At 58.2% G+C, this 22,441-nt stretch carries 22 protein-coding genes, 1 tRNA gene and 1 pseudogene; 13 read left to right on the forward strand and 11 right to left on the reverse strand.

Annotated elements, in window-relative coordinates; translation table 11 throughout:
• Positions 1–49 precede the first annotated feature (49 nt).
• The 3 genes from BUB54_RS16035 to BUB54_RS16045 form a co-directional block, all read right to left on the reverse strand.
• Positions 50–1,942: a potassium transporter Kup gene (locus BUB54_RS16035; protein WP_048879748.1), complete on the reverse strand. Its 1,893-nt coding sequence runs from the start codon at positions 1,940–1,942 to the stop codon at positions 50–52.
• Between the two features lie 90 nt (positions 1,943–2,032).
• Positions 2,033–3,133, reverse strand: coding sequence for a murein transglycosylase A (gene mltA / locus BUB54_RS16040; protein WP_048879749.1), 1,101 nt, complete (start codon positions 3,131–3,133; stop codon positions 2,033–2,035).
• Between the two features lie 5 nt (positions 3,134–3,138).
• Entirely contained in the window at positions 3,139–3,819 is a 681-nt protein-coding gene (locus tag BUB54_RS16045; RefSeq protein ID WP_241869428.1) for a Tim44/TimA family putative adaptor protein, read from the reverse strand.
• Positions 3,820–3,991: 172 nt separating this feature from the next.
• Between BUB54_RS16045 and BUB54_RS16050 the strand changes: the two genes are divergently transcribed.
• Genes BUB54_RS16050 through BUB54_RS16065 form a run of 4 tightly spaced genes read left to right on the forward strand, consistent with a single transcriptional unit; the run spans position 3,992 to position 8,504 of the window.
• Positions 3,992–4,546 (forward strand): histidine phosphatase family protein, encoded by a 555-nt coding sequence (locus BUB54_RS16050; protein WP_048879750.1) that lies wholly within the window; start codon positions 3,992–3,994, stop codon positions 4,544–4,546.
• Between the two features lie 12 nt (positions 4,547–4,558).
• The gene (locus tag BUB54_RS16055; RefSeq protein WP_048879751.1) at positions 4,559–5,323 is read left to right on the forward strand and encodes an N-formylglutamate amidohydrolase; all 765 of its coding nucleotides are present in this window, start codon (positions 4,559–4,561) and stop codon (positions 5,321–5,323) included.
• Positions 5,320–5,970, forward strand: a complete 651-nt coding sequence (locus BUB54_RS16060) for an isochorismatase family cysteine hydrolase (protein ID WP_048879752.1) — start codon at positions 5,320–5,322, stop codon at positions 5,968–5,970. Before BUB54_RS16055 ends, BUB54_RS16060 begins: the two co-directional genes overlap by 4 nt.
• Positions 5,971–5,972: 2 nt before the next feature.
• Positions 5,973–8,504, forward strand: a complete 2,532-nt coding sequence (locus BUB54_RS16065; protein ID WP_048879753.1) for a glycosyltransferase family 2 protein — start codon at positions 5,973–5,975, stop codon at positions 8,502–8,504.
• Here BUB54_RS16065 and BUB54_RS16070 read toward each other — a convergent pair whose 3' ends face one another.
• From BUB54_RS16070 to BUB54_RS16080, 3 genes and pseudogenes are all read right to left on the reverse strand, one after another.
• Positions 8,505–8,837, reverse strand: coding sequence for a helix-turn-helix domain-containing protein (locus BUB54_RS16070; protein WP_048879754.1), 333 nt, complete (start codon positions 8,835–8,837; stop codon positions 8,505–8,507).
• Positions 8,809–9,573: pseudogene (locus tag BUB54_RS16075) on the reverse strand (transposase); the annotation flags it as partial. The gene BUB54_RS16070 and the pseudogene BUB54_RS16075, both read right to left, overlap by 29 nt.
• 750 nt (positions 9,574–10,323) lie before the next feature.
• Positions 10,324–10,878, reverse strand: a complete 555-nt coding sequence (locus tag BUB54_RS16080) for a regulatory protein RecX (RefSeq protein ID WP_073211935.1) — start codon at positions 10,876–10,878, stop codon at positions 10,324–10,326.
• A 176-nt stretch (positions 10,879–11,054) separates the two neighbouring features.
• On the opposite strand from BUB54_RS16080, the gene rpmI reads away from it, so the two are divergent.
• From rpmI to BUB54_RS16095, 3 genes are read left to right on the forward strand one after another with little or no spacing between them, the layout of a single operon-like run.
• The gene (gene rpmI, locus BUB54_RS16085) at positions 11,055–11,255 is read left to right on the forward strand and encodes a 50S ribosomal protein L35 (RefSeq protein WP_048879756.1); all 201 of its coding nucleotides are present in this window, start codon (positions 11,055–11,057) and stop codon (positions 11,253–11,255) included.
• 15 nt (positions 11,256–11,270) lie between these two features.
• Positions 11,271–11,639 carry a 50S ribosomal protein L20 gene (rplT, locus tag BUB54_RS16090; protein WP_048879757.1) on the forward strand — a complete coding sequence of 123 codons (369 nt, stop codon included), beginning with the start codon at positions 11,271–11,273 and terminating at the stop codon, positions 11,637–11,639.
• 55 nt (positions 11,640–11,694) lie between these two features.
• Positions 11,695–12,591, forward strand: coding sequence for an EcsC family protein (locus tag BUB54_RS16095; RefSeq protein WP_048879758.1), 897 nt, complete (start codon positions 11,695–11,697; stop codon positions 12,589–12,591).
• Positions 12,592–12,619: 28 nt separating this feature from the next.
• Here BUB54_RS16095 and BUB54_RS16100 read toward each other — a convergent pair whose 3' ends face one another.
• A complete protein-coding gene (locus tag BUB54_RS16100; RefSeq protein WP_082075735.1) occupies positions 12,620–12,985 on the reverse strand; it encodes an FKBP-type peptidyl-prolyl cis-trans isomerase in 366 nt (121 codons plus the stop codon).
• 476 nt (positions 12,986–13,461) lie between these two features.
• On the opposite strand from BUB54_RS16100, the gene BUB54_RS16105 reads away from it, so the two are divergent.
• Positions 13,462–14,664 (forward strand): pyridoxal phosphate-dependent aminotransferase, encoded by a 1,203-nt coding sequence (locus BUB54_RS16105; protein ID WP_048879760.1) that lies wholly within the window; start codon positions 13,462–13,464, stop codon positions 14,662–14,664.
• 70 nt (positions 14,665–14,734) lie between these two features.
• On the opposite strand, the gene BUB54_RS16110 is transcribed toward BUB54_RS16105, so the two are convergent.
• A tRNA-Ile gene (locus tag BUB54_RS16110) sits at positions 14,735–14,810 on the reverse strand.
• Between the two features lie 130 nt (positions 14,811–14,940).
• Between BUB54_RS16110 and ppa the strand changes: the two genes are divergently transcribed.
• Positions 14,941–15,465, forward strand: a complete 525-nt coding sequence (ppa, locus tag BUB54_RS16115) for an inorganic diphosphatase (protein WP_048879771.1) — start codon at positions 14,941–14,943, stop codon at positions 15,463–15,465.
• Between the two features lie 71 nt (positions 15,466–15,536).
• Here the strand turns inward: ppa and pstA are convergent, their stop codons facing one another.
• Genes pstA through pstS form a run of 3 tightly spaced genes read right to left on the reverse strand, consistent with a single transcriptional unit; the run spans position 15,537 to position 18,423 of the window.
• The gene (pstA, locus tag BUB54_RS16120; protein WP_241869430.1) at positions 15,537–16,406 is read right to left on the reverse strand and encodes a phosphate ABC transporter permease PstA; all 870 of its coding nucleotides are present in this window, start codon (positions 16,404–16,406) and stop codon (positions 15,537–15,539) included.
• On the reverse strand, positions 16,387–17,310 hold the full coding sequence (gene pstC / locus BUB54_RS16125; RefSeq protein WP_048879762.1) for a phosphate ABC transporter permease subunit PstC: 924 nt from the start codon (positions 17,308–17,310) through the stop codon (positions 16,387–16,389). Before pstC ends, pstA begins: the two co-directional genes overlap by 20 nt.
• Positions 17,311–17,370: 60 nt before the next feature.
• Entirely contained in the window at positions 17,371–18,423 is a 1,053-nt protein-coding gene (gene pstS / locus BUB54_RS16130; RefSeq protein ID WP_048879763.1) for a phosphate ABC transporter substrate-binding protein PstS, read from the reverse strand.
• A 382-nt stretch (positions 18,424–18,805) separates the two neighbouring features.
• On the opposite strand from pstS, the gene BUB54_RS16135 reads away from it, so the two are divergent.
• From BUB54_RS16135 to BUB54_RS16150, 4 genes are all read left to right on the forward strand, one after another.
• Positions 18,806–19,549, forward strand: coding sequence for an acetoacetate decarboxylase (locus BUB54_RS16135; RefSeq protein ID WP_048879764.1), 744 nt, complete (start codon positions 18,806–18,808; stop codon positions 19,547–19,549).
• A gap of 11 nt (positions 19,550–19,560) precedes the next feature.
• Entirely contained in the window at positions 19,561–20,346 is a 786-nt protein-coding gene (locus tag BUB54_RS16140; protein ID WP_048879765.1) for a 3-hydroxybutyrate dehydrogenase, read from the forward strand.
• A gap of 123 nt (positions 20,347–20,469) precedes the next feature.
• Positions 20,470–21,057 (forward strand): D-sedoheptulose-7-phosphate isomerase, encoded by a 588-nt coding sequence (locus BUB54_RS16145; RefSeq protein ID WP_048879766.1) that lies wholly within the window; start codon positions 20,470–20,472, stop codon positions 21,055–21,057.
• Entirely contained in the window at positions 21,054–22,022 is a 969-nt protein-coding gene (locus BUB54_RS16150; protein WP_048879767.1) for an NAD-dependent epimerase/dehydratase family protein, read from the forward strand. The genes BUB54_RS16145 and BUB54_RS16150 overlap by 4 nt, the downstream gene beginning before the upstream one ends.
• The last annotated feature ends 419 nt before the right edge of the window (positions 22,023–22,441 follow it).

Here is a 22,441-nt window from a genome sequence, read left to right on the forward strand (position 1 = left end):
ATGCCCCGGCGCGGTCGCTGTTTATGCAAAGACGCTTTGAAAAATGCGTTTAGACGGCGATGCGCACGCCGAGTTCAACCACGCGGTCCGAGGGAATGCGGAAAAACTCGGTGGCGGTGATGGCGTTGCGGGCCATGAACAGGAAAAGCCAGCGGCGAATGAAGCGCAGCTTGGGTACGGAAGCCGGGACCACGGTTTCGCGGCCCAGGAAGTAGCTGCTCTGCATGGCTTTGAACTCGATGCCCTGGCCGTTGAGACTTTCCAGCGCGCGGGGGACATTCGGGCTTTCCATAAAGCCGTAATAGAGCGCGACCTTGTAAATGCCTGGGGCGGCTTCTTCAACGCGTACGCGTTCACCTGGGGCGGCCTGGGGGACTTCCAGGTTACGGACGGTGACGAAGAACACTTGTTCATGCAGCACTTTATTGTGCTTGAGGTTGTGCAGGAGGGCGTTGGGCACGAAGTCCAGATTGCCGGTCATGAATACCGCCGTGCCGGGGACACGCACAATGCGCGATTGCGGCAGGCGGTTGAGGAAGGTGGAAAGGGGTAGGCTGTCCTGCATCCAGCGGGCCATGATGAGGGAGCGGCCCCGCCGCCATGTGGTCATGATGAGGATGATGGTGAAGCCGATGGCCAGAGGCACCCAGCCGCCCTCGAAGATTTTAAGCGAATTGGCGCCGAAAAAGGCGAGGTCCACGATGCCGATGGCGCCGAACAGGCAGATGGTGGCGGTGCGGGACCAACCGAACTGGCGCCGGTACACGAAGGCCGCGAGCGTGTTGTCACAAAGGAAGGTGCCAGTGACCGCGATGCCGTAGGCCGAGGCCAAGGCGGCGGAGGATTTGAAGGTGAGCACCAGCAGCAGCACGCCGATAGCGAGAATGGTGTTGATCTGGGGAACGTAGATCTGGCCCTGCTCGGTCTCGCTTGTATGGCGGACCTCCATGCGCGGCAGCAGGCCGAGCTGCACGCAGGTGCGTGAGACGGTGAAGGCGCCGGTGATGACGGCTTGGCTGGCGATGACGGTGGCCAGGGTAGCCAGCAGGATCATCGGCACCTGCAGGACGTGCGGGACGAGATGGTAGAAGGGGTTACTCGCGGTCTCGGGATGGGCGATGACCAGCGCACCCTGGCCGTAATAATTCAATACCAGGCAGGGGAGCACGAAGAACAACCAGGAGGTACGGATGGGGCGGCGGCCGAAGTGGCTCATATCCGCGTAGAGGGCCTCTGCGCCGGTGACGGCCAGAACCACGGCGCCCAGTGTGAGGAAGGCGATTTTGTCGTGCCGGAAGATGAAGCTGGCACCGAAATAGGGGTTGAGGGCGATGAAGACGTCGGGATGATGGATGATCTGGCTGAGACCAAGAAGGCCGAGGCTGAGGAACCAGATTACCATGACTGGGCCGAACGCGCGCCCGACCATGGCCGTGCCGTGGCGCTGCACCAGGAACAGTCCGGCGATGACCGCGACAGCGATGGGCAGAACGGCCTCGCTGAGTGAAGGGGCGACGACCTCGATGCCTTCAACGGCGGAGAGGATGGAGATGGCTGGTGTGATGACGCCGTCGCCAAAGAACAGCCCCGCGCCGACAATGCCGACCAGGCCAGCGGCGATACGCGTACGGTCGCTGCGGGCGACTCGGCTGGCCAGGGCCATTAGGGAGAGCGTGCCGCCCTCGCCGTTATTGTCTGCCCGCATGATGAAGGTGACGTATTTAATCGTCACGGTGATGACCAGGGCCCAGGTGATAAGCGAGAGAACGCCCAGAACATCCTCGGGCCGCAGCTTGGGGCCGTTGAAATAGGCGATGGAGGCTTGCAGCGCGTAAAGCGGGCTGGTGCCGATATCGCCATAAACAACGCCGAGAACGCCGATGAGAGCGGAAAGCCGGAGTTTCTCAGCCGCGCCGCCTTGTTGAACCGCGCTGGAGGTCATTTTAAATTCCTTATTTCCATCGTGGCAGCCTGTAGCTGTTTGGCCAAAGGCCGACAAGGCAAGGCTCTATGACGAGCCTTGCCTTGTCGATTATTGCTGTGGGTGAAGCCGGGGCAGAAGCAGATAAAGCTTGCCAGGCTGGTGCATGGAGCCGGCGGTTTCCTCGGCATCCGGGCCAGCGCCGAAGAAAATGTCCGCCCGATCCGGGCCGTGGATGCCGCCGCCAGTGTCCTGCGTGATGGCGAGGAGGTTCATGGCGGTGCCGGTGATGGGGTCTGTGGTGGAGATAAAAAGTGGTGCGCCAAGCGGGATGACGGAACGGTCAACCGCGACAGAACGCTCCGCCGTGAGGGGTACGCCGAGGGCGCCGGGCGCGCCTTCGTTAAGGGGCAGCGGCCCAAGCGGGCGCATGTAAACGTAGCGGGCGTTCTGCTCCATGACGGATTTGGCTTCGCGCGGGTGGGCCTTCAGCCAGGCGGAGATGCTTTGATAGCTGATATCTTCCGGCTTGATGGCGCCCATTTGCTCAAGGATGCGGCCGATGGGGGTGTAGGGCTGGCCGTTCTGGCCGTCGAACCCGACGCGGAGGGTTTTGCCGTCCGGCAGGATGATGCGGCCCGAGCCCTGGATTTGCAGCATGAAAGCGTCAACCGGGTTGGTGACATAGGCTGTGACTGGGGCCTTGCGGTAGAGGGCACCTTGGTCGATGGCGGCGCGGGAGAGATTGGCCAGAGCCGGGACTGGCGGCTTGGCATAAAGCGGGACGCGGTAGCCGGGATGCTCGTTTTTGGAGCCTGGGACCTCAGGCTCGAAATAGCCGGTGACGAGGGCTTGGCCGGAAATGGCGAAGACGTTGAACCAGCTTTGGAAATATTGCCGCGCGGCGGGCTCGTTGCCTGGGGGCACGGCTTTGGCGGCGGTGCAGGCGGGTTGCCAGAGCCCGGCTTGGCCCGCGCGCTCCTTGGCGAGCCCGGTACCGCCGAGAGAGGTGTCTGGCGGCATCAGCAGGATGGCTTTGCAACTGCGTACGAAGCTCGCCAGGGCGGCGCTGGCATTGTCCTGCGGCCAGCCGGGCAGCGCGGTGAAAGAGGTTTCTGGCCCCGGGGCGGCGTTGGGGCCGGTTTGCGGATATTGCTGCATGGCGCATGCGGAGAGCGCCATGGCAGCGGCAAGAACGGTGAGACGGCGCATGGGGTTTAACCGCTGCGTGCCGCGGAAAGGCGCCAGACAGGGTCGCTGCCGGGAAGATTACGCTCGAAGGTCCAGAGGTCGTTGAGGTCGCCTTGTTCCTCGCTGCCGGGGATGGGGGCGCCTGAGGCGTCCAACCGCTGGTTGAGCTGGGCGGAGATGAAGCGGACTACGACGATGGCGGTGTCGCCCACGAGTTGTGCGTCTTCAATGACCACGGAGATGATGGATTTGATCTCGGTCTTTTGGCCTTCACCCGAGGCTTCGCGCGTAGCAATGGCTTGCTCGAAGGTTTGATAGACGTGGGGGGTGAGGAGATTTTGCAGCGTCTTGCGGTCGCCGGCGGCGAAAGCGGTGACGATGGTGCGGAATGCGGTCTCGGCCTGAATGAGGAATTGCGGCGGGTCAAAATGCTGGTCGCGATTGACGATTTGCATCAGGCGCTGGCCGAGGGGGGAGCGTGGGTCTGGCACGGAACGGCCGGGGCCGGGTTCAGGCGGCAGGGCGCGCGCGTCGATCACCGGGCCGTTGGGGCGCTGGGCGTTGCCCGGATGGACAGGAGGTTTTTCAAACCCGACACGTTTGCCGAGCACTGAGCGCAGGCGAAGAATGAGAAAAATCGCGATGCCCGCGAAGATCACCAGCGCAACGGAAAAACCGCCGATAGATTGGAGCGTGTTGTTGACCACTATCGTCCTCTTACAGCTTCGAGACTGACGTAACCCGCCCATGAGTGCAAGCCGGAACCGGCGGCTCGGCTTGCCCAGGGGCGCAAATGCGCCAGACGCCTGTTGGCGTGGGACTAGACTTATGTTGCAATGGGGCACGCCCGCAACCCAGGCTTAGTTGAAGGACGACTCAATGTTTCTGCTCCGCCATGGGCAAAGCTATTTCAATCTGCATTTCACAGAGACCCGGCGCGACCCCGGGATAGAGGACCCTGAACTGACGCCACGGGGCCATGAACAGGCCCATGCGGCGGCTGAAACGCTAATGGATGCCCGGATTACGCGGGTGATTGTGTCCCCTTATACGCGGGCATTGCAGACGGCGGAGCCGTTTTTGTGCCGGCCGGGGATACGGGTGGAGGTGCGCGATGAGGTGCGGGAACGGTGCGCGTTTTCCTGCGATATCGGCAGCCCCCCGGACCGGCTCGCCGATCGGTTTCCGCATCATGAATTTGGGCATCTTCCGGAGCGCTGGTGGCATGAGGCGGTGGAAAGCGAGGCGGAGGTAGAGGCGCGGGCGCGGACGTTTCATGAGTTTGTGCAAGAGCTGGACGATGCGGACAGTACGCTAGTGGTGAGCCATTGGGGGTTTATTCTGGCGCTGACCGGGCAGTCTTTGGCGAATGGGGAGTGGATTGCGTTTGATCCGGCGATGGCTGCACCGGAGCGGGTTAGCTGGCAATATTAAAGGCAGGGAAGAATGGGCTTGCTGCATGATGACGAGGCGTCGGTTTATGAGCTGTTGTGCGAAGGGGGCAAAAGCCCGTTCCTGTTGACGGCGGACCATGCTGGGCGGCTGGTGCCGCGTGCACTGGGGGATTTGGGCGTACCGCCTGCCGAGATGGACCGGCATATCGCATGGGACATAGGCATTGCCGGGGTGACGCGGCGGTTGAGCGCAGCGCTGGAGGCAACGGCGATTTTACAGGCTTATTCGCGGCTGGTGATTGACTGCAACCGGCAGCCGGATGTGGCCGGGGCGTTTCCTGAAGTGAGTGAGGCAACACCAGTGCCCGCCAATAAAGGGCTGGATGAGGCGGGGAAGGCGGCGCGGCGGGCGGCGATTTTTGACCCGTATCATGGCGCGATCGACCGGTTGATCGAGACTAGGGCGCGCAGCGTGTATGTGGCCATGCATAGCTTCACGCCGGTTTATCTGGCGCAGGCGCGGCCGATGCATGTGGCGGTGCTATATAACCGCAACCCCTGGCTCTCTAAGATTCTGGCGGATTTGCTGCGTGCGGAAGGCGGGCTGGTGGTGGGGGAAAATGCCCCTTACCGGGTGAGCGATGAGACCGATTATGGTGTGCCGGTACATGCCGAGCGGCGCGGGTTGGATTATCTGGAAATCGAGATACGGCAGGATTTGATCGCCCATGAGGCAGGGCAGGCGGAATGGGCTATGCGCCTTGCCCGACTGTTGCCCGAGGCGTTGCAAAGGCTGGATGCGAGCACCGTGGCATGAAGGATTTTGGGCTGAGCCGGAATGTGCCGGTGGTGCCTGCCCAGACGGCGCTGCTGGTGATCGATGTGCAGAACTACACCATGGAGACGGGTGGTGAGTATGCTGGCATGGACCCGGCGGAGAAGGAGGCGACATATGGCTTCTTCTTCCGGGAAATGCGGCAGAGGGCGATTCCCAATATGCAGAAGCTGCTGAGCGCCTGCCGGGGCAAGGGGATTGAAACGGTTTATACCGTGATGGCGGCGCTGACCCGTGATGGGCGGGATTTGAGTCTGGATTACAAGATTACCGGCTTTTTCTGCCACAAGGATGACTGGGACGCACAGGTGATGGACGAGGTGGCGCCGGTGGGTGACGAAATTGTACTACCGAAAGGATCGTCATCTGTTTTTATTTCGACTCACATACATTATCTGCTGCGGAATATGGGCACGACGCAGTTGATTATCGTGGGGGCGCTGACCGACCAGTGTGTGGATTCCGCTGTAAGGGATGCTTGTGACCTGGGGTATTTGGTGACGCTGCCGGTGGATGCCTGCGCGACGCAGAGTCAAGCGCGGCATGACTCCGCGCTTGCCAATAATAAGGGTTATTGCAGGCAGGTGACCACGGCGGATTTGCTCGTGGAGATCGCGGCGGCGGGGTGAAGATGGCGCGCAAGACGGTGAATAAGGTGCCGGTGGTGAAGCCGGAGCGTAAGCTCCTGTGCTTCCTGGACCAGAGCGGCGGGGAGGAGATTGGCGGTTGGGCGATGGATTTCGATAGCCCGGCTGAAAGCCTGAAGATGCGAGTGGTGATCGACGGTGTGATCGAGGAGGTGATGACCTGCGATCTGCACCGCGAGGATAGCCGCTTGATGAATTTGGAGAATAGCCGGATTGGGTTCCGATACCGGATTCCAGACCGTTACAAGGATGGCATGCGCCATGCTCTACGTTTTGCAACGCTGGATGGAGCGTTGGTGCCGATTGGCTCGCGCAGCGGCATGGCGCTGGAAGAATATAATTTTGTGCTGGAGAAACCCGCGCGGCTGATGGCCGTGGTGGACGGCATGGTGGATGGACTAATCCAGGGCTGGGTGCTGCGGGTGGACGATGAGGCGGGAACCAAGCTGGGCGGCGTGCGGGTGTTGGTGACCCATGATGGGCAGCCCGTGGCGGAATTGCTGGCGGACCAGTTCAGGGCTGATGTGGTTGAGGCGGTGGACGGCGACCCGGCTTGCGGCTTTGCCTTTGCCCTGCCCCCGGAACTGCGCCGCCGCGAACAGATCACATTGAAATTCTTCGCGATGCCGGAGCGTGAGGAGTTGCGCGGGAGCCCGCTCGAGATTTCCTTTCCTGGGGATTCGGCGCGGGAGAAGATCGAGACGCTGATTAAACGGACGGATGAGTTGTTCAGCTTTGCGTATCATTTGAAAAAAGAGCTGAAGGCGGCGATACCGCGTGAGCGTTATCTGCTGGCGGATTATCAGCGCTGGGCGTTGGACGCCCGTCCGCTGGTGCTGCCGCGGGCCAAGGCGCGTTATGGGGTGGCGGATGTTGCGACTGCTAAGGTCTCGATTATCTGCCCGGTTTACCGGCCGGCGGCAGGGGATTTTCTGGCGGCGGTGGAGTCTGTACGGGCGCAGACCCATGAGAACTGGGAACTACTGCTGGTTGACGATGCAAGCGGAGATAGGACCCTGACGGCGCTGATGAAGGATCTGGCGGCGATGGAGCCACGAATGAGGCTGATCAGCCGCAGGAAAAATGGTGGCATTGCCAGGGCCACGAATGATGGGCTGAAGGCGGCGAAGGGGGCATTTATCGTCTTTTTCGATCATGATGACATGCTGGAGCCCTGTGCGCTGGAGGTGATGCTGCTGGCCCAGGCGGCGACTGGGGCGAAGCTACTTTACTCCGATGAGGACAAGGTGGAGCGTGGTGGGACTGTTAGTGAGCCGCACTTTAAGCCGGATTTCAATTACCGGTTTTTGTTGGATATCAATTATATCTGCCATTTGACGATGGTGGAGGCGGCGGCTTTGCGCGCGGCGGGCGGGTTGGACCCGGAGCTAGATGGCGCGCAGGACCATGATTTGCTGTTACGGCTGACGGAGAGCCTGGCGCCGGAGCAGATCCATCATGTGGCTGAGATTTTGTATCATTGGCGTAAGACGGCCAGTTCTACCGCTGCGGCAGGGACCGGAGCGAAGCCGAAGGCGGCTTTGGCGGGGGCGGAGGCGGTGCAGGCGCATCTGGCACGGCGCGGATTGCCTGCCAAGGTGGTGCCTCGCGGGAGTCTAACTTGCTATAAGGTCGATTGGAAATTTCCTGTGGCGCGGGTGAAGAAGGCGGGGGTTTCGATCCTGATTCCATACCGTGACCATGTGGACATGACGCGGGATTGTGTGGAGGCGATCAGGGCCCATACTAAGGGGGTGAATTACGAGATTATCCTGCTGGATAACTGGTCTACCACTCCGGAGGCGGTGCGTTTCGCGGCGGAACAGGCGAATATTGAGGGCACCAAGGTGCTGCGGATTGCCGAACCATTCAATTACTCACGGATCAATAATCTGGGCGTGCGGGAGGCGCGGCAGGAATTTCTGCTTTTCATGAATAATGACGTGTTCGTGGACGAATCGGGCTGGTTGCGGCGGTTGCTCGACGAGGCGCTGGCGGAGGAGAACGTGGGCGCGGTCGGCGCCAAGCTGCTTTACCCGGATGGGACCGTGCAACATGCTGGTGTGGTGCTGGGTGTGGGCGGTGTGGCGGACCATGCCTTCAGGGGGCTGGACGGCGATGCGCCAGGCTATATGGCCCATGCGATGGCCGCGCAGGAGGTTTCAGCTGTGACGGCGGCCTGTATGCTGGTGCGTAAAACCGCCTTTGACATGGTGGGCGGATTTGATGAGCGGGAACTTTCCATCGCATTTAACGATGTGGATTTATGCGTGAAGCTACGTCAGGCTGGCATGAAAGTGATTTTCATGCCAGATGTCGTGGCGGAACATAGAGAAAGCATCAGCCGCGGTGATGATTTCGATCATGGCAAGCTGGCGCGATTTATGTTTGAAAATGAAGTGATGCGACAGCGTTATGAAGTCGCGCTGCCGAATGATCCGTATTATAATCAGCATTTTTCCCGGGAAGGCGGTGTGTACCGGGATTTGCGGATGGTGCGCCCTGGCGAGAGCTGATTAGCTTCGTGCCAGACGGCGGGCGGTTAGCAGGAGCATACGCCGGTCTTCCGGCGAGCAGGCGCGATAAAGGCGCATGAGGGCAAGCTCGTCTCCAACCAGGGAGCCGGTTTCTCCCGAGACGAGATAGCCAAGTGATGTGTCCAAGATCTTCGCGATTTTTTCCATGTTTTCACGGATTTGACCTGCACGATCGGTTTCCCACTGCGCGATTGCGGAGCGGGATACGTTTAATTTCGCCGCGAATTCATCCTGCGTCATGTTGGCTGCGAGACGTAACGCTCTAATTCTGGCCCCGACGGTTTCAGCGGGGGACTGCTTTTTGGCTGGCATACAGTTTGTCTAACACGATAACGGTCAAACGCAACGTTAGTATTTTTGGGCATAAATAGTTATTTTGAATAACTGTTGGTGGCGTCGGAATGGACGATGAGATGCGGCAGGCGAGGCTTTGGACGCAGGATACCGATAAGGTGATCTGTGACATGTAGGGCGTGAGGCTACATGGGCCGCGATTGGACAAGTGCTTGGATGGCGGGGAATACACCGATTGAGTGGAGCGGCGGTTGCGTGCGGAGGCCCCCTGCCTGGTGCCGGTAGAGAAAAGCCGGGATGATGACCGGCTGGATGACCCCAACGGGCCGTTGTTGCGGATGGTGTATCCGCTAACATGAGGCTTGCTGCCGGATGCACCGTTTCGTGAAGGAGATGAAGAATGATTTTCAGGAAAAGCAAGCCTGAAAGCCCGAATATCCGACACATCGGTATTGAGTCCGAGATGAACCTTACGCCATCGACGGCGATAGGACGCGCCGTGCTTACTGCTTTTCAATTCGCCTTCTCCCATTATCTTGATGCCAGTGTTGTCCACCCGCAGATGCAGTCCGCCTGCACTCACGCGGCCAGAGAACGCCATTGAAAGACATTTCTGACGCCGGCATAAAGTCGTGTAATCCGGGGCATGCCAGCCGTGTCTCGCAAGCTTCAGTAGGCTTTCGACAAGCCCCGTTACCTGACGCAGGGCAACGCCAAATATGACCTTCAACGTCAGGCAAATCTCAATCGCGCTATCAGAAAATCGTTAAGGACGGCCGGGCTGCCTGGGCGGCGCTGCAAACCAGTCATCAAAGGGTCAAATCATATATCCAAAGACCCCTGCCGCTTCAACGACGTATTATAGGAACGCCAATTCGTCGTGCGGTAGTTCGGCTTCATAGGCTTGGGGATAACAAACAGCTACCCCCTCAAACACAAATGGGGAATCCCAACCAATAATCAGATTTATGCAATATAGCTCTACTGAGAGCCACGCAAATGCGCGGGTTGGCATTGCCGACAGGTGGGTGGCTTAGCAAGGGGCAGGCGCTCCGGGTTCGAAACTAACCGAGAAGCCCACGCATAGGCGCCAGCAGTTTCAGGCGGCGTCTCCGAAATGGATTGGGAAACCGATGCTTGGGGGATGACACCTTCTTAATAAAAAAAAGCTGAGAGGCTGATGAAGCCGGTGTCTTACAAATGGAGACCAGACGGTGGGCGGCGCGAAAATGCTCGACCCCTTGGCAGGCAGATGGTGCCTCATTTGATATGTGGAATGGTGGCCATATCATATAGAAAGATGGAGCGGACGATGGCGCGGAGTTTTGTGCCAAGGCCTCGTCCAGGGGATTCCGTTAAAAGAACGATCCAGATTCGAAGAACTGAGAGCGGTGGCTGATGCTTTGGACGATTATTTCTTCAGGCACTCCCGGTTGCTCCGAGCTGATGGGAAAGGCTTTGATTTGCGGATCACCCGGCTCTGGGCTGGGCTGAAATTGCCGGGTTAGGTGGGGGGGGAGTCCAAGGATTTGATAAGCTGCTCGGCTTCCTTACGCTCAAGTGACATAGCATGGCGCGCGGTGGATTGGGAAAACCCCCCCCTTGCCATGGCGGCAAGGATCTTTTCGGTTGGCGTATCGCCAAATGGCCCGGCGCGGCGGCGGCGGAGATAAGCGCAGGCGGCGGCGAGTTCGCGCTGCGGGTCATCCGACAGGTCGGGTGAGGCGATGCCTTTTGCGGCCAAGTGGGCAAGGGTGGCGCGGCGGGATTTGCCCGCGCGGGTGAGGCGTTTGGCCCGAGAGGCGACGAAGGCGTCGTCGTTTAAGATGCCAAGCTCTTTCAGCCGGGCTAATATGCCGGGGATTTCAGCCTTGGCACGGCGGATGAGATTTGGGAGGTCCGCATTGTCTTCACCAAATTCAGCAACCTGCTTTTGGCCCCAGCGGTCGATCCGGCGGGAGAGAACGCGGGCCAGACCTGTTTCAGTGGCGGCATAGCGGGCCATATGGTTCATCGCGGCCTCGTACAGGCTGGCCGCATCGGGCGCTTTTCCTGGCATAATGCGACTCTGCGCTGCTTTCAGGCTCTTGTCACGGGCGAGGAGTGGCCCTATAGCCGCGCCTTCACCTTTAGCGGTGAAGCGCGCGTGTCCGGGCCTTTAGGCATGCCTGGCCGCCGCCCCGATTTCCGGGACCCTGCTCCGAAAGGGGTGGATTATGCGATCAGGAGACTGAAATGCCGAAGCTGAAGACCAAATCCTCGGTCAAGAAGCGCTTCAAGATCACCGCTACGGGCAAGGTTCTGGCCGGCCCGGGCAAGAAGCGCCACAACCTTTATGCCCGTTCCCAGAAGGCGAAGCGCCAGAACCGCGGTAGCCAGACTCTGACCCATGCTGACGGCTTGACCGTGAAGCAGTGGGCCCCGTACGGCCTGTAAGGGAGGAGATAAGATATGGCACGTGTGAAACGCGGCGTTACCACCCACGCCCGCCACAAGAAGGTTCTGGAACTCTCCAAGGGCTATGTTGGTCGTTCGTCGACCAATTACCGCATTGCGTTGGAGCGCCTGGAAAAGGCCCTGCGTTATGCCTATCGCGACCGCCGGGTCAAGAAGCGTGAATTCCGCTCTCTTTGGATTCAGCGTATTAACGCGGCCGTGCGTGAGCATGGGCTCACCTACAGCCAGTTCATCTTTGGCCTGAAGCAGGCTGGTCTTGAGTTGGACCGTAAGGTGCTCTCCGCCATTGCTTATGATGATCCGGCGTCTTTCGGCGAGATCGTGCAGGCTGTGAAGGGTGTTTCTGCCGCCGCCGCGGAGTGAAATTTCCTTAAATTCTCTTGAGTCATGGCCAAGCTGAGCGCATCTCAGTTCGGCCATGACCGTTTTACCTCCCTTTCCTGAGCATTTGGCGGAGCAGACCCGCTTTTTGACCGACCACGAGAGGCGGGAGCTTTGGGAGGCTGCCATTTTGATGGCGGATTCACGTGGCCTGCTGGTGCGGTTGACGGCGTTGTTTGGCCGGCAGGTTGAGAGCATCCAAAGTGCCCTGGTTCAGACTGGCGAAAGACTAGGTGGGCAGGCTTGGACCGGGCTTATTCAAAAAGCACAAGACGTGGTGGAGGATGTGCTGTGGAACAGCTACCGCTATGCCACTTTTGGGCTGGAAGCCGCGCCAGGTTTTGTCAGGCCCCAGCACCCTCGTAAAAATTTGATGCACCGGTTGGCGACAACAGCGAGTGGCGCCGCCTCGGGCTTTGTTGGATTGCCGGGGGCGTTTGTGGATATCCCCTTTACCACGGCTGCCATTTTGAGGTCGATCGCTGAGGTGGCGCGGGATTTTGGAGAGGATTTGTCCTCTGAGGATACGAGGCGCGCTTGTCTTGAGGTGCTGGCGTTCGGCAGTCCTGGCGGAAGCGGGGAAGAGACTGAGATTGGCTACTGGGCAGCGCGGCTAGGGGTTAGCCATCTGACCATCAATCTGCTCATCCGTAGTGCGGCAGGTCAGTTTGGACTGGTTCTATCTGAGAAGTTTTTGGCGCAGGCGGTGCCGGTTGCCGGGGCGCTGACGGGCGGGCTGCTGAATTACAGCTTCACAGATTATTATCAGAGTATGGCCAAGGTGCATTTTTGCTTGCGGGCCTTGGAGTTGCGGATTGGCGATGAAGATGCGGTGAACCGCTCTTTCGAAGCGATGGTCCAGGCTGCGCGGGACAGGCGGCGGATTGGTCGCAGGCGGCGGGTTGTTATATCGGCATTGCTTCCCGGGAGGTAAAAAGGGCTCCCAGGAGCCCTTTTTCCGGTTATTTGAAGCTGATCAGCTCCACATCGAAAATCAGGGTCGCGCCAGGCGGGATAACGGAGCCCGCGCCGCGCTGGCCGTAGCCGTGTTCCGGCGGCAGTATCAATGTGCGTTGACCGCTGGCCTGCATGGTGGACACGCCGATATCCCAACCGGAAATCACCTGTCCCACGCCGAGTTTGAATGTGAAAGGCTGGCCGCGGTCGCGTGAGGAGTCGAACTTCCGGCCTTTGGCGCCGTTCTCATCCAGCCAGCCGGTGTAATGAACCGTGACCATCTGGCCCGTTTTCGGTGTTTCACCGGTGCCGACAACATGGTCCTCGTATTTCACGCCGGAGGGCAGGGTGACGATGTTGGTTTCGGCCAAGTTGATTTCCTTTCAAAATAATAGAGGGCGGTTTGTACAGCCCCGCTCTGTTTAATCAGTTCTTGGTTTGGTGGAAACCGGCTGCGTCCAGGACTGACTAGCAAGCATAGGCGCTGTGTTTGCTTGGCTTGGTGTAGCCAGCGGGTTTGGTGGCGGGGGTCATGGAGCCGGAAGCGGTTGGATTGCCCGGTGCGGTTTAGGCCATGACTGGGAGGTTCAGCAGGCAGGCAAGACCTGCAGCAGGCGAAAGTTTCAAAACCTTTGTGGGGATCATTAAATGCCCTCAAAAACAACCTATAGTTGTGTTTTCTGCGATGGGTATTAAGGTGGAGCGGCTACCAGGGGGATGGTTTCCTGGTAATCCTATAAGCATTTGATTCGACGAAAACATAGCGGATTTTCAGCAAGGGATTTGCACCTGCGGCGGCAGAGGTTTAGGAGTGCCTCCGCCTTCAAACTTCGCTGAGACATTACTCATGACACTGATCGCAGACCGCTTGAACCGCATCAGCCCGAGCCAGACCATCGCCATTAGCACAAAGGCGAGGGCGCTCAAGGCCGAGGGCAGGGACATTATCAGCCTTTCGGCTGGTGAGCCGGATTTCGATACCCCCGCTCATATTAAGCAGGCGGCGATCGAGGCAATCAATGCTGGCGATACCAAATATACCGACGTTGCCGGGACGCCAGCGTTGCGCAAGGCCGTAGTGGAAAAGTTCAAGCGCGATAGCGGTATCGACTACAAGCCGGAAGAGGTGATTGTTTCCACCGGTGGCAAGCAGGTGATTTTCAACGCCATGCTGGCGACGGTGCAGGCGGGTGACGAGGTCGTTATTCCGACCCCGTGCTGGGTGTCTTACCCTGACATTGTGCAGCTGGCCGAGGGAACGCCGGTTTTCATGCCCTGCCCCCAGGATACCGGCTTCAAGATGCGTGCCGAGGACTTGGACGCGATGATTACGCCCAAGACCAAATGGGTGTTTCTGAACTCCCCCAGCAACCCAACCGGTGCCGCCTATTCCGCCGAGGATCTGCGCCCGATCTGCGATGTGCTGCTGAAGCACCCGCATGTGTGGGTGTTCACTGACGACATCTATGAGAAGTTGACTTATGACGGGTTTAAGCCCGCGACCGTTGTGCAGGTGGAGCCGAAGCTCAAAGAGCGTACCATCACCATGAACGGCTGCTCCAAGGCTTATGCCATGACCGGCTGGCGTATTGGGTTCTGTGGCGCACCAGTGCAACTGATCAAGGCGATGGACAAGCTGCAAAGCCAGTCTACCTCCAACACCTCCTCCATCGGTCAGGCGGCGGCTGTTGCCGCTCTGAACGGGCCGGAGGATGCTCTGGTCGAGATGGCGAAAGTGTATAAGGTGCGCCGCGATCTGGTGGTGGACATGCTGAATGAGGCTGAAGGGTTGATCTGCCACAAGCCGGAGGGTGCGTTCTATGTGTTTCCCTCCATGCAAGGCTGCATGGGCAAGACCACTTCAAAAGGCAAGAAGATCGAGACCGATGAGGATTTCGTGATCGCATTGCTGGATGAGGAAGGGGTGGCCGCGGTGCATGGTTCCGCGTTCGTCTATCCGGGGCATTTCCGTATTTCCTACGCGACCTCGACCGAGGCACTGCGTGAGGCCTGCATACGGATTCAGCGCTTCTGCGCCTCTCTCCGCTAAGCGCGACAGTAAATGAAATTTGGAAAGAGGGGGCGGGGCCAGAAGGTCCTTCCCCTTTTTTACTCTTACATGGTGCGCCGGGAGGGACTCGAACCCCCAACCAAACCGTTATGAGCGGTCCGCTCTAACCATTGAGCTACCAGCGCGTCGTGTTGCCTTGCTTTTAAGTGGCCGGAGCGCGCCGTCAACCATCAGAGTGCGGCAAAATGCCGCAAGCTGGCCAGTTTAGCGGCGGCGGGTTATATCCGGGCCGCCTTCAATCAGGGAGTTCTGGCAATGGATGTGAGCAAGCTGTCGCCTGGCAAGGATGTGCCGCACGATATCAATGTTGTTGTGGAGATTCCGGCCGGTTCCGGCGTGAAATATGAGGTGGATAAGGAGAGTGGTGCCCTGGTGGTGGACCGCGTGGTGTTCACCCCGATGACCTATCCTGCCGCCTATGGCTTTATCCCCAACACTCTGGCCGATGACGGCGACCCTGCCGACGCGCTGGTGTTGCTGCCCGCCCCGGTGGTGCCCGGCGCGGTGATCCGCTGCCGCCCGATTGGCATGCTGCAGATGGAAGACGAGTCCGGCCAGGATGAGAAGATTGTCTGCGTGCCGCACGATAAGGTGCATCCGCAATTCTCCGGCGTGAACGAGATTGCCGAGTTGCCGGAGATCACCCGTGACGTGATTAAGCACTTCTTCGAGCATTATAAGGATCTGGAGAAGGGCAAGTGGGTGAAGGTGACCGGCTGGGCCGACCGTGCCGCTGCCGAGGGTGCCATCTCCGCCAGCTTGACACGCGCCGCCAAATAACGCGCTGACCTAATAAAAAGGCCTTCCCGGTTGCCCAGGAAGGCCTTTTTTGTTTGTATGCTGCCCGTTAGTCAGGCGAATTTTTTGCGCCGGATGGCCACGCGGACCCCGATATTGATGACCAGTACCACGAGCATCACCAGGAAGGCCGCAGCGAATGCCAGGGCGTGAGATTTCGCGTCCGGTTGGTCAATGAAGGTCCAGATCACATAGGTCAGATACGCCATGGGCTCGTGGGTGAACTGCCCGGACCAGCTATAGTTGGACCAGCCGGCGGTATAGATCAGCGGCGCGGTTTCACCTACGGAAATGGCCAGAGCCAGCAAGGCACCGGTCAACACGCCTGAGGAGGCGGCGGGCAGTACCACTTTGAAAACCACGTTCGAGTCCTTGGCGCCCAGGGCATAGGCCGCCTCACGCATGGAATTGGGCACTTGCTGGAGGGATAACTCCGTGATGCGCGCCAGATACGGCACGATCATGATAGCCAGCGTGATGGAGGCGGCGATCAGCGAGAAGCCCCACCCGAAGCCAATGATCATCACGATATAAGAAAAATAGCCTAGCACGATCGAGGGGGTACCTGTGAGCGTGTCGGACATGAAGCGGATCGCGCTGGCCAGCTTGTCCTTGCCGTATTCAGACAGATGGATACCAGCCCCCACCCCAAGCGGCAGTGCAATCAGCATCGCGAAAAGAGTGATGACCAGCGTGCCTTCAATAGCGTTGTACAGCCCGCCATTGGCGCCGGTCGTGTTTTCAGTGAATAGATGCGGCGAGAACGCGGCAATGCCACGCCACCCAACCACAACCACGATATCAACAAGAGGGGCGAGAACCAGCACCAGCCCGGCGCCACAAAGCACCCAGCCAATTGCGCTTATGATAAGCCGGCGGGTTTCCTGCGCCGAGCGTGGCATTTTAAGCGCGCTTACGGACACGGAGAGCTCCTGAGGTTAGAAGTTTAGCGCAGGCATTCACGGCCAGTGTGATGAAGAAAAGCACTAGCGCGATCTCAGCTAGGGCGCGGACCGACATATTGGTGGGGTCGGTTTCGGCGCTATCGAGCTGCGAGGCAACGAAGGATGCGATGGTGGATATGGGGGAAAAAAGAGAGGTAGGCAGAATATTCAGCCCGCCGCCCGAGACCATCAGCACCGCCATGGTTTCACCCAACGCCCGGCCCAAGGCCAAAACGATACCGCCGATCAAGGTGGTGCGGACCATGGGCATCATCGCCTTGGCCACAACCTCGAAATGGGTGGCGCCGAGTGCAAAAGCGGATTCACGGTTTTCCTTGGGCACCTGCAACAGTGCATCAAGCAGAGTGGAGGCGATGATCGGGGTGATCATCAGCGCCAGAACGATGGAGGCTGTTAGCAGCCCATAGCCGCTCCCGTTCGGCGCTAGATAATGCCCGATCAGGGGAACGAGGACCGCAATTCCCCAAAGCCCGAATACAACGGAAGGAACAACGGCAATCAGCTCTACCAACATGGAGAGCATGGGGCGGATTTTCTGCGGAATGATTTCCGCAAGGAAGATAGCGGCCCCCATGGCGAGGGGAACGGCAATGAGGATGGCAATGCCTGATGAGGCCAACGTACCGACAATAAAGACCAGCATGCCGTAATTGGCACCGGGCGGAACCTGGATTCCATGGACCACGACCGGGTCGCCGTAAAGATTGCCGAGGTTCCAGTTGATCTGAGTCAGGAAGTGCAAGCCATTGAAAAAAATGGCTTCTCCTGAATAAAGCACCAAAAACAAAACAACCGCGCAGAGCGCGGCGGGGATCAGCAGGCTAAGACCCAGAACGGCGAGACGGAAGGGGCGGAGTTTCATGGATCACCCTTTACGCAAAAAGCCCCCTTCCAGGCTAGGCTGGAAGGGGGGTTAGGCAAATTACTTGATCTTTGCGATCTGAGCCTTGGAGAGTTCAACCACGGCGGGGGGCAGCGCCGCGAAATGCACTTGCTTCAGGAAGCTCATGCTGTTGCCCTCGGTGATCGCCCAGGTCAGGAAGTGACGCAGGGCAGCGGCATCGGCCTTGGAAGGCTGCTTGGCGTTCACGATCGCATATTCGTAGTTCACGATCGGGTAGGCCATCTTGCCGGGAGAGAAGATCATGCTGATCCGCTCGTCAGCTGGGGTACTGTTGGCCACGCTCGCCGCGGCAGCGGAGATGGTCTCCGGGGTCGGCAGCACATAATTGCCAGCCTTGTTCAGCAACTCAGCCTGGCCGAGGCCAGCCTTGGCGGCCTGGTCAGCGAAAGATACGCCGATATAAGCGATAGAGTACGGGTTAGCCTTGGCGGCGGCCAGCATACCCTGGTTGCCGTTAGCGCCAATGCCAGCGGACACAGCCGGCCAAGCCACGGAGGTGCCGTAGTGTACGGAGGAGGCCCAGCCCTTGTCAGAGTTGGTCAGATACTGGGTAAAGATAAAAGTATCACCGGACCCATCAAGACGGTGAACCGGGATGATCTCGTGATCAGGCAGCTTTACGCCGGGGTTGGCGGCGGCGATGGCCGGATCGTTCCACTTGGTGATCTTGCCCTCATAGATGCCAGCCAGGATCGGTCCGGACAGCTTAAGGTGCGTAATGCCAGGAAGGTTGTAGTTGATGGCCTGCGAGGAGATGGCGAGCGGGATGCTCAGCATATCCGGGTGTGCCTTGACCATCGCGTCAGACAGGTACGCATCGGAAGCACCTATGTTCACCAGACCCTTGATGGACTGCGCGATGCCGGTGCCGGAGCCAGTCGAGGTAGTCGTGATGCTGATGTTGGGGTGGCTGGCGGTGTAGGCCGGAACCCAGAGGTTGAAGAGCGGGTAAAGCAGGCTGGAGCCGGTTTCAACCAGCGGGACACTGGCGGCGTTAGCTTGAGCCGGGACAAAACCAGCGGCGGCGGAGATCGCCAGCACGGCGGCGCCGGTGCGGAGGAGGTTCATCATCTTCACGTTCGCGTTCCTTTTGTTAGGCCCCCTGAAGGGCACCCGTTTTGGCCTGCGTGGGAGAAGCCCTCCCAACGTGGCCCCGCAATAGTCGAACCATGTGACAATGGCGACGGTAATTGCGTTGCAATTCGATGACATTTCCTGGTGGAAACCTGCCGTTGAAAGTGTTTTGTTGAACTCGCTGCGGAGTAAGAAGGAGACAAGATCAAATGTTGTCACATAACATATTGTCCATGCGGCATTTGGCTTATAAACGGCCAATTGCCTTTTAAGTCGCTCCTTAAGCCTGACTATGTATCGCTTTACCATGGTGACGAAACCGTCACATGAAATCTCAATGCCATGACCTACATGAGAGCTGTTGCTTTGGAGGGTTTACATGACGCGAGAGGAAATTCTCAACGCTACCTCGATGCCGCTGGCCTCCCCAAGTTATCCAAAGGGGCCATTTCGCTTTTATAATCGGGAATATCTCCTGATCCATTACGAAACCGATCCTGAAATCATTCGGGCATTGTTGCCTGAACCATTGGAGCCTGACGGTAATGATGTGTTCTTCGAATGGATGAAGATGCCGGACTCAACCGGCTTTGGCGATTATGAAGAAAGCGGTTGTGGTATTTCCGCTCTCTATAACGGAATTCCCTGCAATTATTCAGTAATGATGTATCTCGATGATGAGGCGCCGACAACGGGTGGCCGCGAGATTTGGGGGTTTCCAAAAAAATATGGTGTTCCCCGGCTCAAGACCATTCACGAGACGCTGACCGGTACGCTGCATTACGATGATGAGCGCGTCGCCATGGGAACAATGACCTACAAGACGAAGGCCCTTGATCCCAAGGCCGCCGTGGCGGGTATGGGCAAGCTGAGTGTGAATCTGAAATGGATTCCTGATGTGGATGGGTCACCCAAAGTGGCGCAACTGGTCGGTTATCAGATGCAGGAGATCGACCTTAAATTTGCCTATGAGGGCGAAGCGCGGCTGCACCTAGTTCCCCACGCCAACTGCCGATTGGCGGATTTGCCGGTGCGTAAAATCCTTCGGGGGGCGCATCTTTGCGCGGACTTGACCCTGCCGTACGGGCGGGTGTTGCATGACTACCTCGCTGAACAGAAGTAGGAGAGAAGTTTATGGCCTTAAAAGGTAAGGTTGCTTTGGTCACCGGCTCGACCAGCGGCATTGGACTTGGCATTGCCCGGGCGCTGGCGGCGGAAGGTGCCAGCATCATGCTCAATGGGTTCGGCGATGCGGGGGAGATCGAGAAGCTTCGTGCTGATCTGGAAAAAGAATTTTCCGTGAAGGTTGCCTATGACGGGGCAGACCTTAGCAAGCCAGATCAAGTGGCCGTTCTTGTGCAAAAGACGCAGGATGCGCTGGGCGGCATTGATGTGCTGGTGAATAATGCCGGCATCCAGTTTACCGCGCCGGTTGAGGAGTTTCCGGAGGCGAAGTGGGAAGCGATTATTTCCATCAACCTCTCAGCTGTTTTTTATGGCATGAAGGCCGCGATTCCTGCGATGAAGAAGCAAGGATGGGGGCGTATTATCAACATCGCTTCCGCGCATGGTCTGGTCGCCAGCCCGCATAAGGTAGCTTATGTGGCGGCCAAGCATGGTGTGGTTGGTGCCACCAAGGTTGCGGCCATTGAGACCGCGAATGACGGCATTACCGTCAATGCGATTTGCCCCGGCTGGGTGCTGACCCCGCTGGTGCAGAAGCAGCTCGAGGACCGCGCCAAGGAAGCGGGTACGGATGTCGATACCGAAAAGAAGAAGATGCTTCAGGAAACTCAGCCGATGCTGAAATTTTCTACGCCAGAGGAGATTGGCGCGCTTGCCGTGTTCCTCTGCTCCGATGGTGCTGCGACGATCACGGGAACGCCTGTTTCCATCGATGGTGGTTGGGTTTCACATTAAGGCCGTCAGCGACATTTTAGTTCATTATTTTACAGCCGTTCCAGCTCTGCCGGGCGGCTGTAAGCTTATCTGAGGCTGGCGTATAAGCTTCGTTCATTGGATCAGGCGGAGCCGGATAGGTATATGAGAGATCAAGAAGCTGAGCGCTTTGCCGCGATGTTACGGCGGAGTGCGGAACTGAAGCAAGGGTTGGCCACTCAGACCCCGCTGGTATTGGCGATTGTGGACGCATGCGAGCGTACGCTACGCAATGGCGGCAAGCTGATTTTCTGTGGCAATGGCGGCTCTGCTGCCGATGCCCAGCATCTTGCAACCGAGTTGGTGATCCGTTTGCGCGGGGCGGTGCCCCGGCCAAGCTGGCCCGCCATCACTCTGGCTCTGGATACTTCTGCTGTGACGGCGGCGGTCAATGATTTTGGGGTGGATGAAATGTTTTCCCGCCCTCTCTTGGGCTTGGGCCGGGCAGGGGATGTGCTGTTTGGCATTACTACCTCCGGCAAATCCCCGAATGTGTTGGGGGCGCTGAAGACTGCGCGTGAGATGGGTATTGTTTCTGTTGGTTTACTGGGAGGCGATGGCGGTCCGGCCTTGCCGCTGTGCGATCTGTCGATTGTGGTGCCGGATAAAGAGACCGCGAGGGTGCAGGAATGTCACATCACCCTGGGCCACGCGATCCTCACTTTGTTGGAAGACAGGATGGTTGGCGCATGAAAGTACTGGTGACCGGTGCAGCTGGGTTTGTTGGCTATCATATAAGTGAAGCCCTGCTGGCACGCGGGATCGAGGTAGTGGGGGTTGATAACCTTAACCCTTATTACGATGTGAGCCTGAAGCAAGCTCGCCTGCGCCGCCTCGGGAAAGGATTCAGCTTTCATCAGCTAGATATTACCGACCATGAAGCTGTGCGGCGCGTGGGGGAAGGGGCTGAGGTTATTCTGCATGTCGCGGCGCAGGCGGGGGTACGGTATTCGTTGAAAAATCCGTTCGCCTATGCCGCTTCTAATCTCACCGGCCATCTCTCAATCTTGGAGCTGGCGCGCCATAGTAAAAGCGTGAAACATCTTATCTATGCGAGTTCGTCGTCGGTTTACGGAACGGGCTCCACGTTGCCATATGCAGAATCTGAACGGGCGGACCAGCCATCCTCCTTATATGCCGCAACAAAACGTGCGGATGAGTTGATGAGCGCGTCTTATACTCACCTCTTTGGGCTGAAGCAGACGGGCCTCCGGTTTTTCACGGTGTACGGTCCCTGGGGCCGGCCGGACATGGCTTATTTCGGGTTTGCGGAAGCAATCATGACTGGGAAGCCGATCACGCTTTATGAAAACGGTACGTTGAAGCGGGATTTTACCTATATCGACGACATCATCGCCGGCATTTTGGGGGTATTTGACTGCCCGCCAAATGATAATCAACCGCACCGCGTATTTAATATTGGCAATCACCGGGCAGAATATGTCCGGGACCTGTTGGAGTTGCTGGAGCGCTATCTGGGTGTGCAGGCCCAGACGGTGAATCTTCCGAGGCCGGAAGCCGACCCGGTAGAGACCTGCGCAGATGTGTCGGCGCTTCATAGGCTGTGCGGCTATGTGCCGTCCACGCGCTTGGATGAGGGCATTTCCCGCTTCGTGGAGTGGTATAGGGACTGGCGATTTCAGCGAGCAACTCTTTAAGGGCTGTGAGTATAAATTGTTTTATAACAATGGCTTGTGTTTTTTTTGTCAAAAAATTGAAAAACTTTCCCTGGTTGAGTTGACGGCTCTCAATGCCTGGAATAGAAGCCCGTCCACCGGCGGCTGACGAGGGGTTGATCTTCTGAGGTTGGGTGGTTAGATTGGACGGCCTTGCTGATGGACTGGTGTTCTGAAGTATGGTTGTTTGGTTTAGATCTTTGACAATTGCATAGGCTGGGAAGGGATACGCTGGTGGCGTTTCTGGCTTCGGATTTTGGACCATGATTGGTTTAGGATTTGGGGTTTCTGGATCTCGGATTTGGGATTTGGGTGATGATATTGAGGGGCAGGATTAGTTCTGTTTTTACCTCTGTCGTTTGGGAGCGTTTTTGGTGTATTTCTTTTGAAATTACGTACAG

Origin of the sequence: Acidocella aminolytica 101 = DSM 11237, assembly GCF_900129125.1 — a bacterium.
GTDB classification, from domain to species: domain Bacteria; phylum Pseudomonadota; class Alphaproteobacteria; order Acetobacterales; family Acetobacteraceae; genus Acidocella; species Acidocella aminolytica.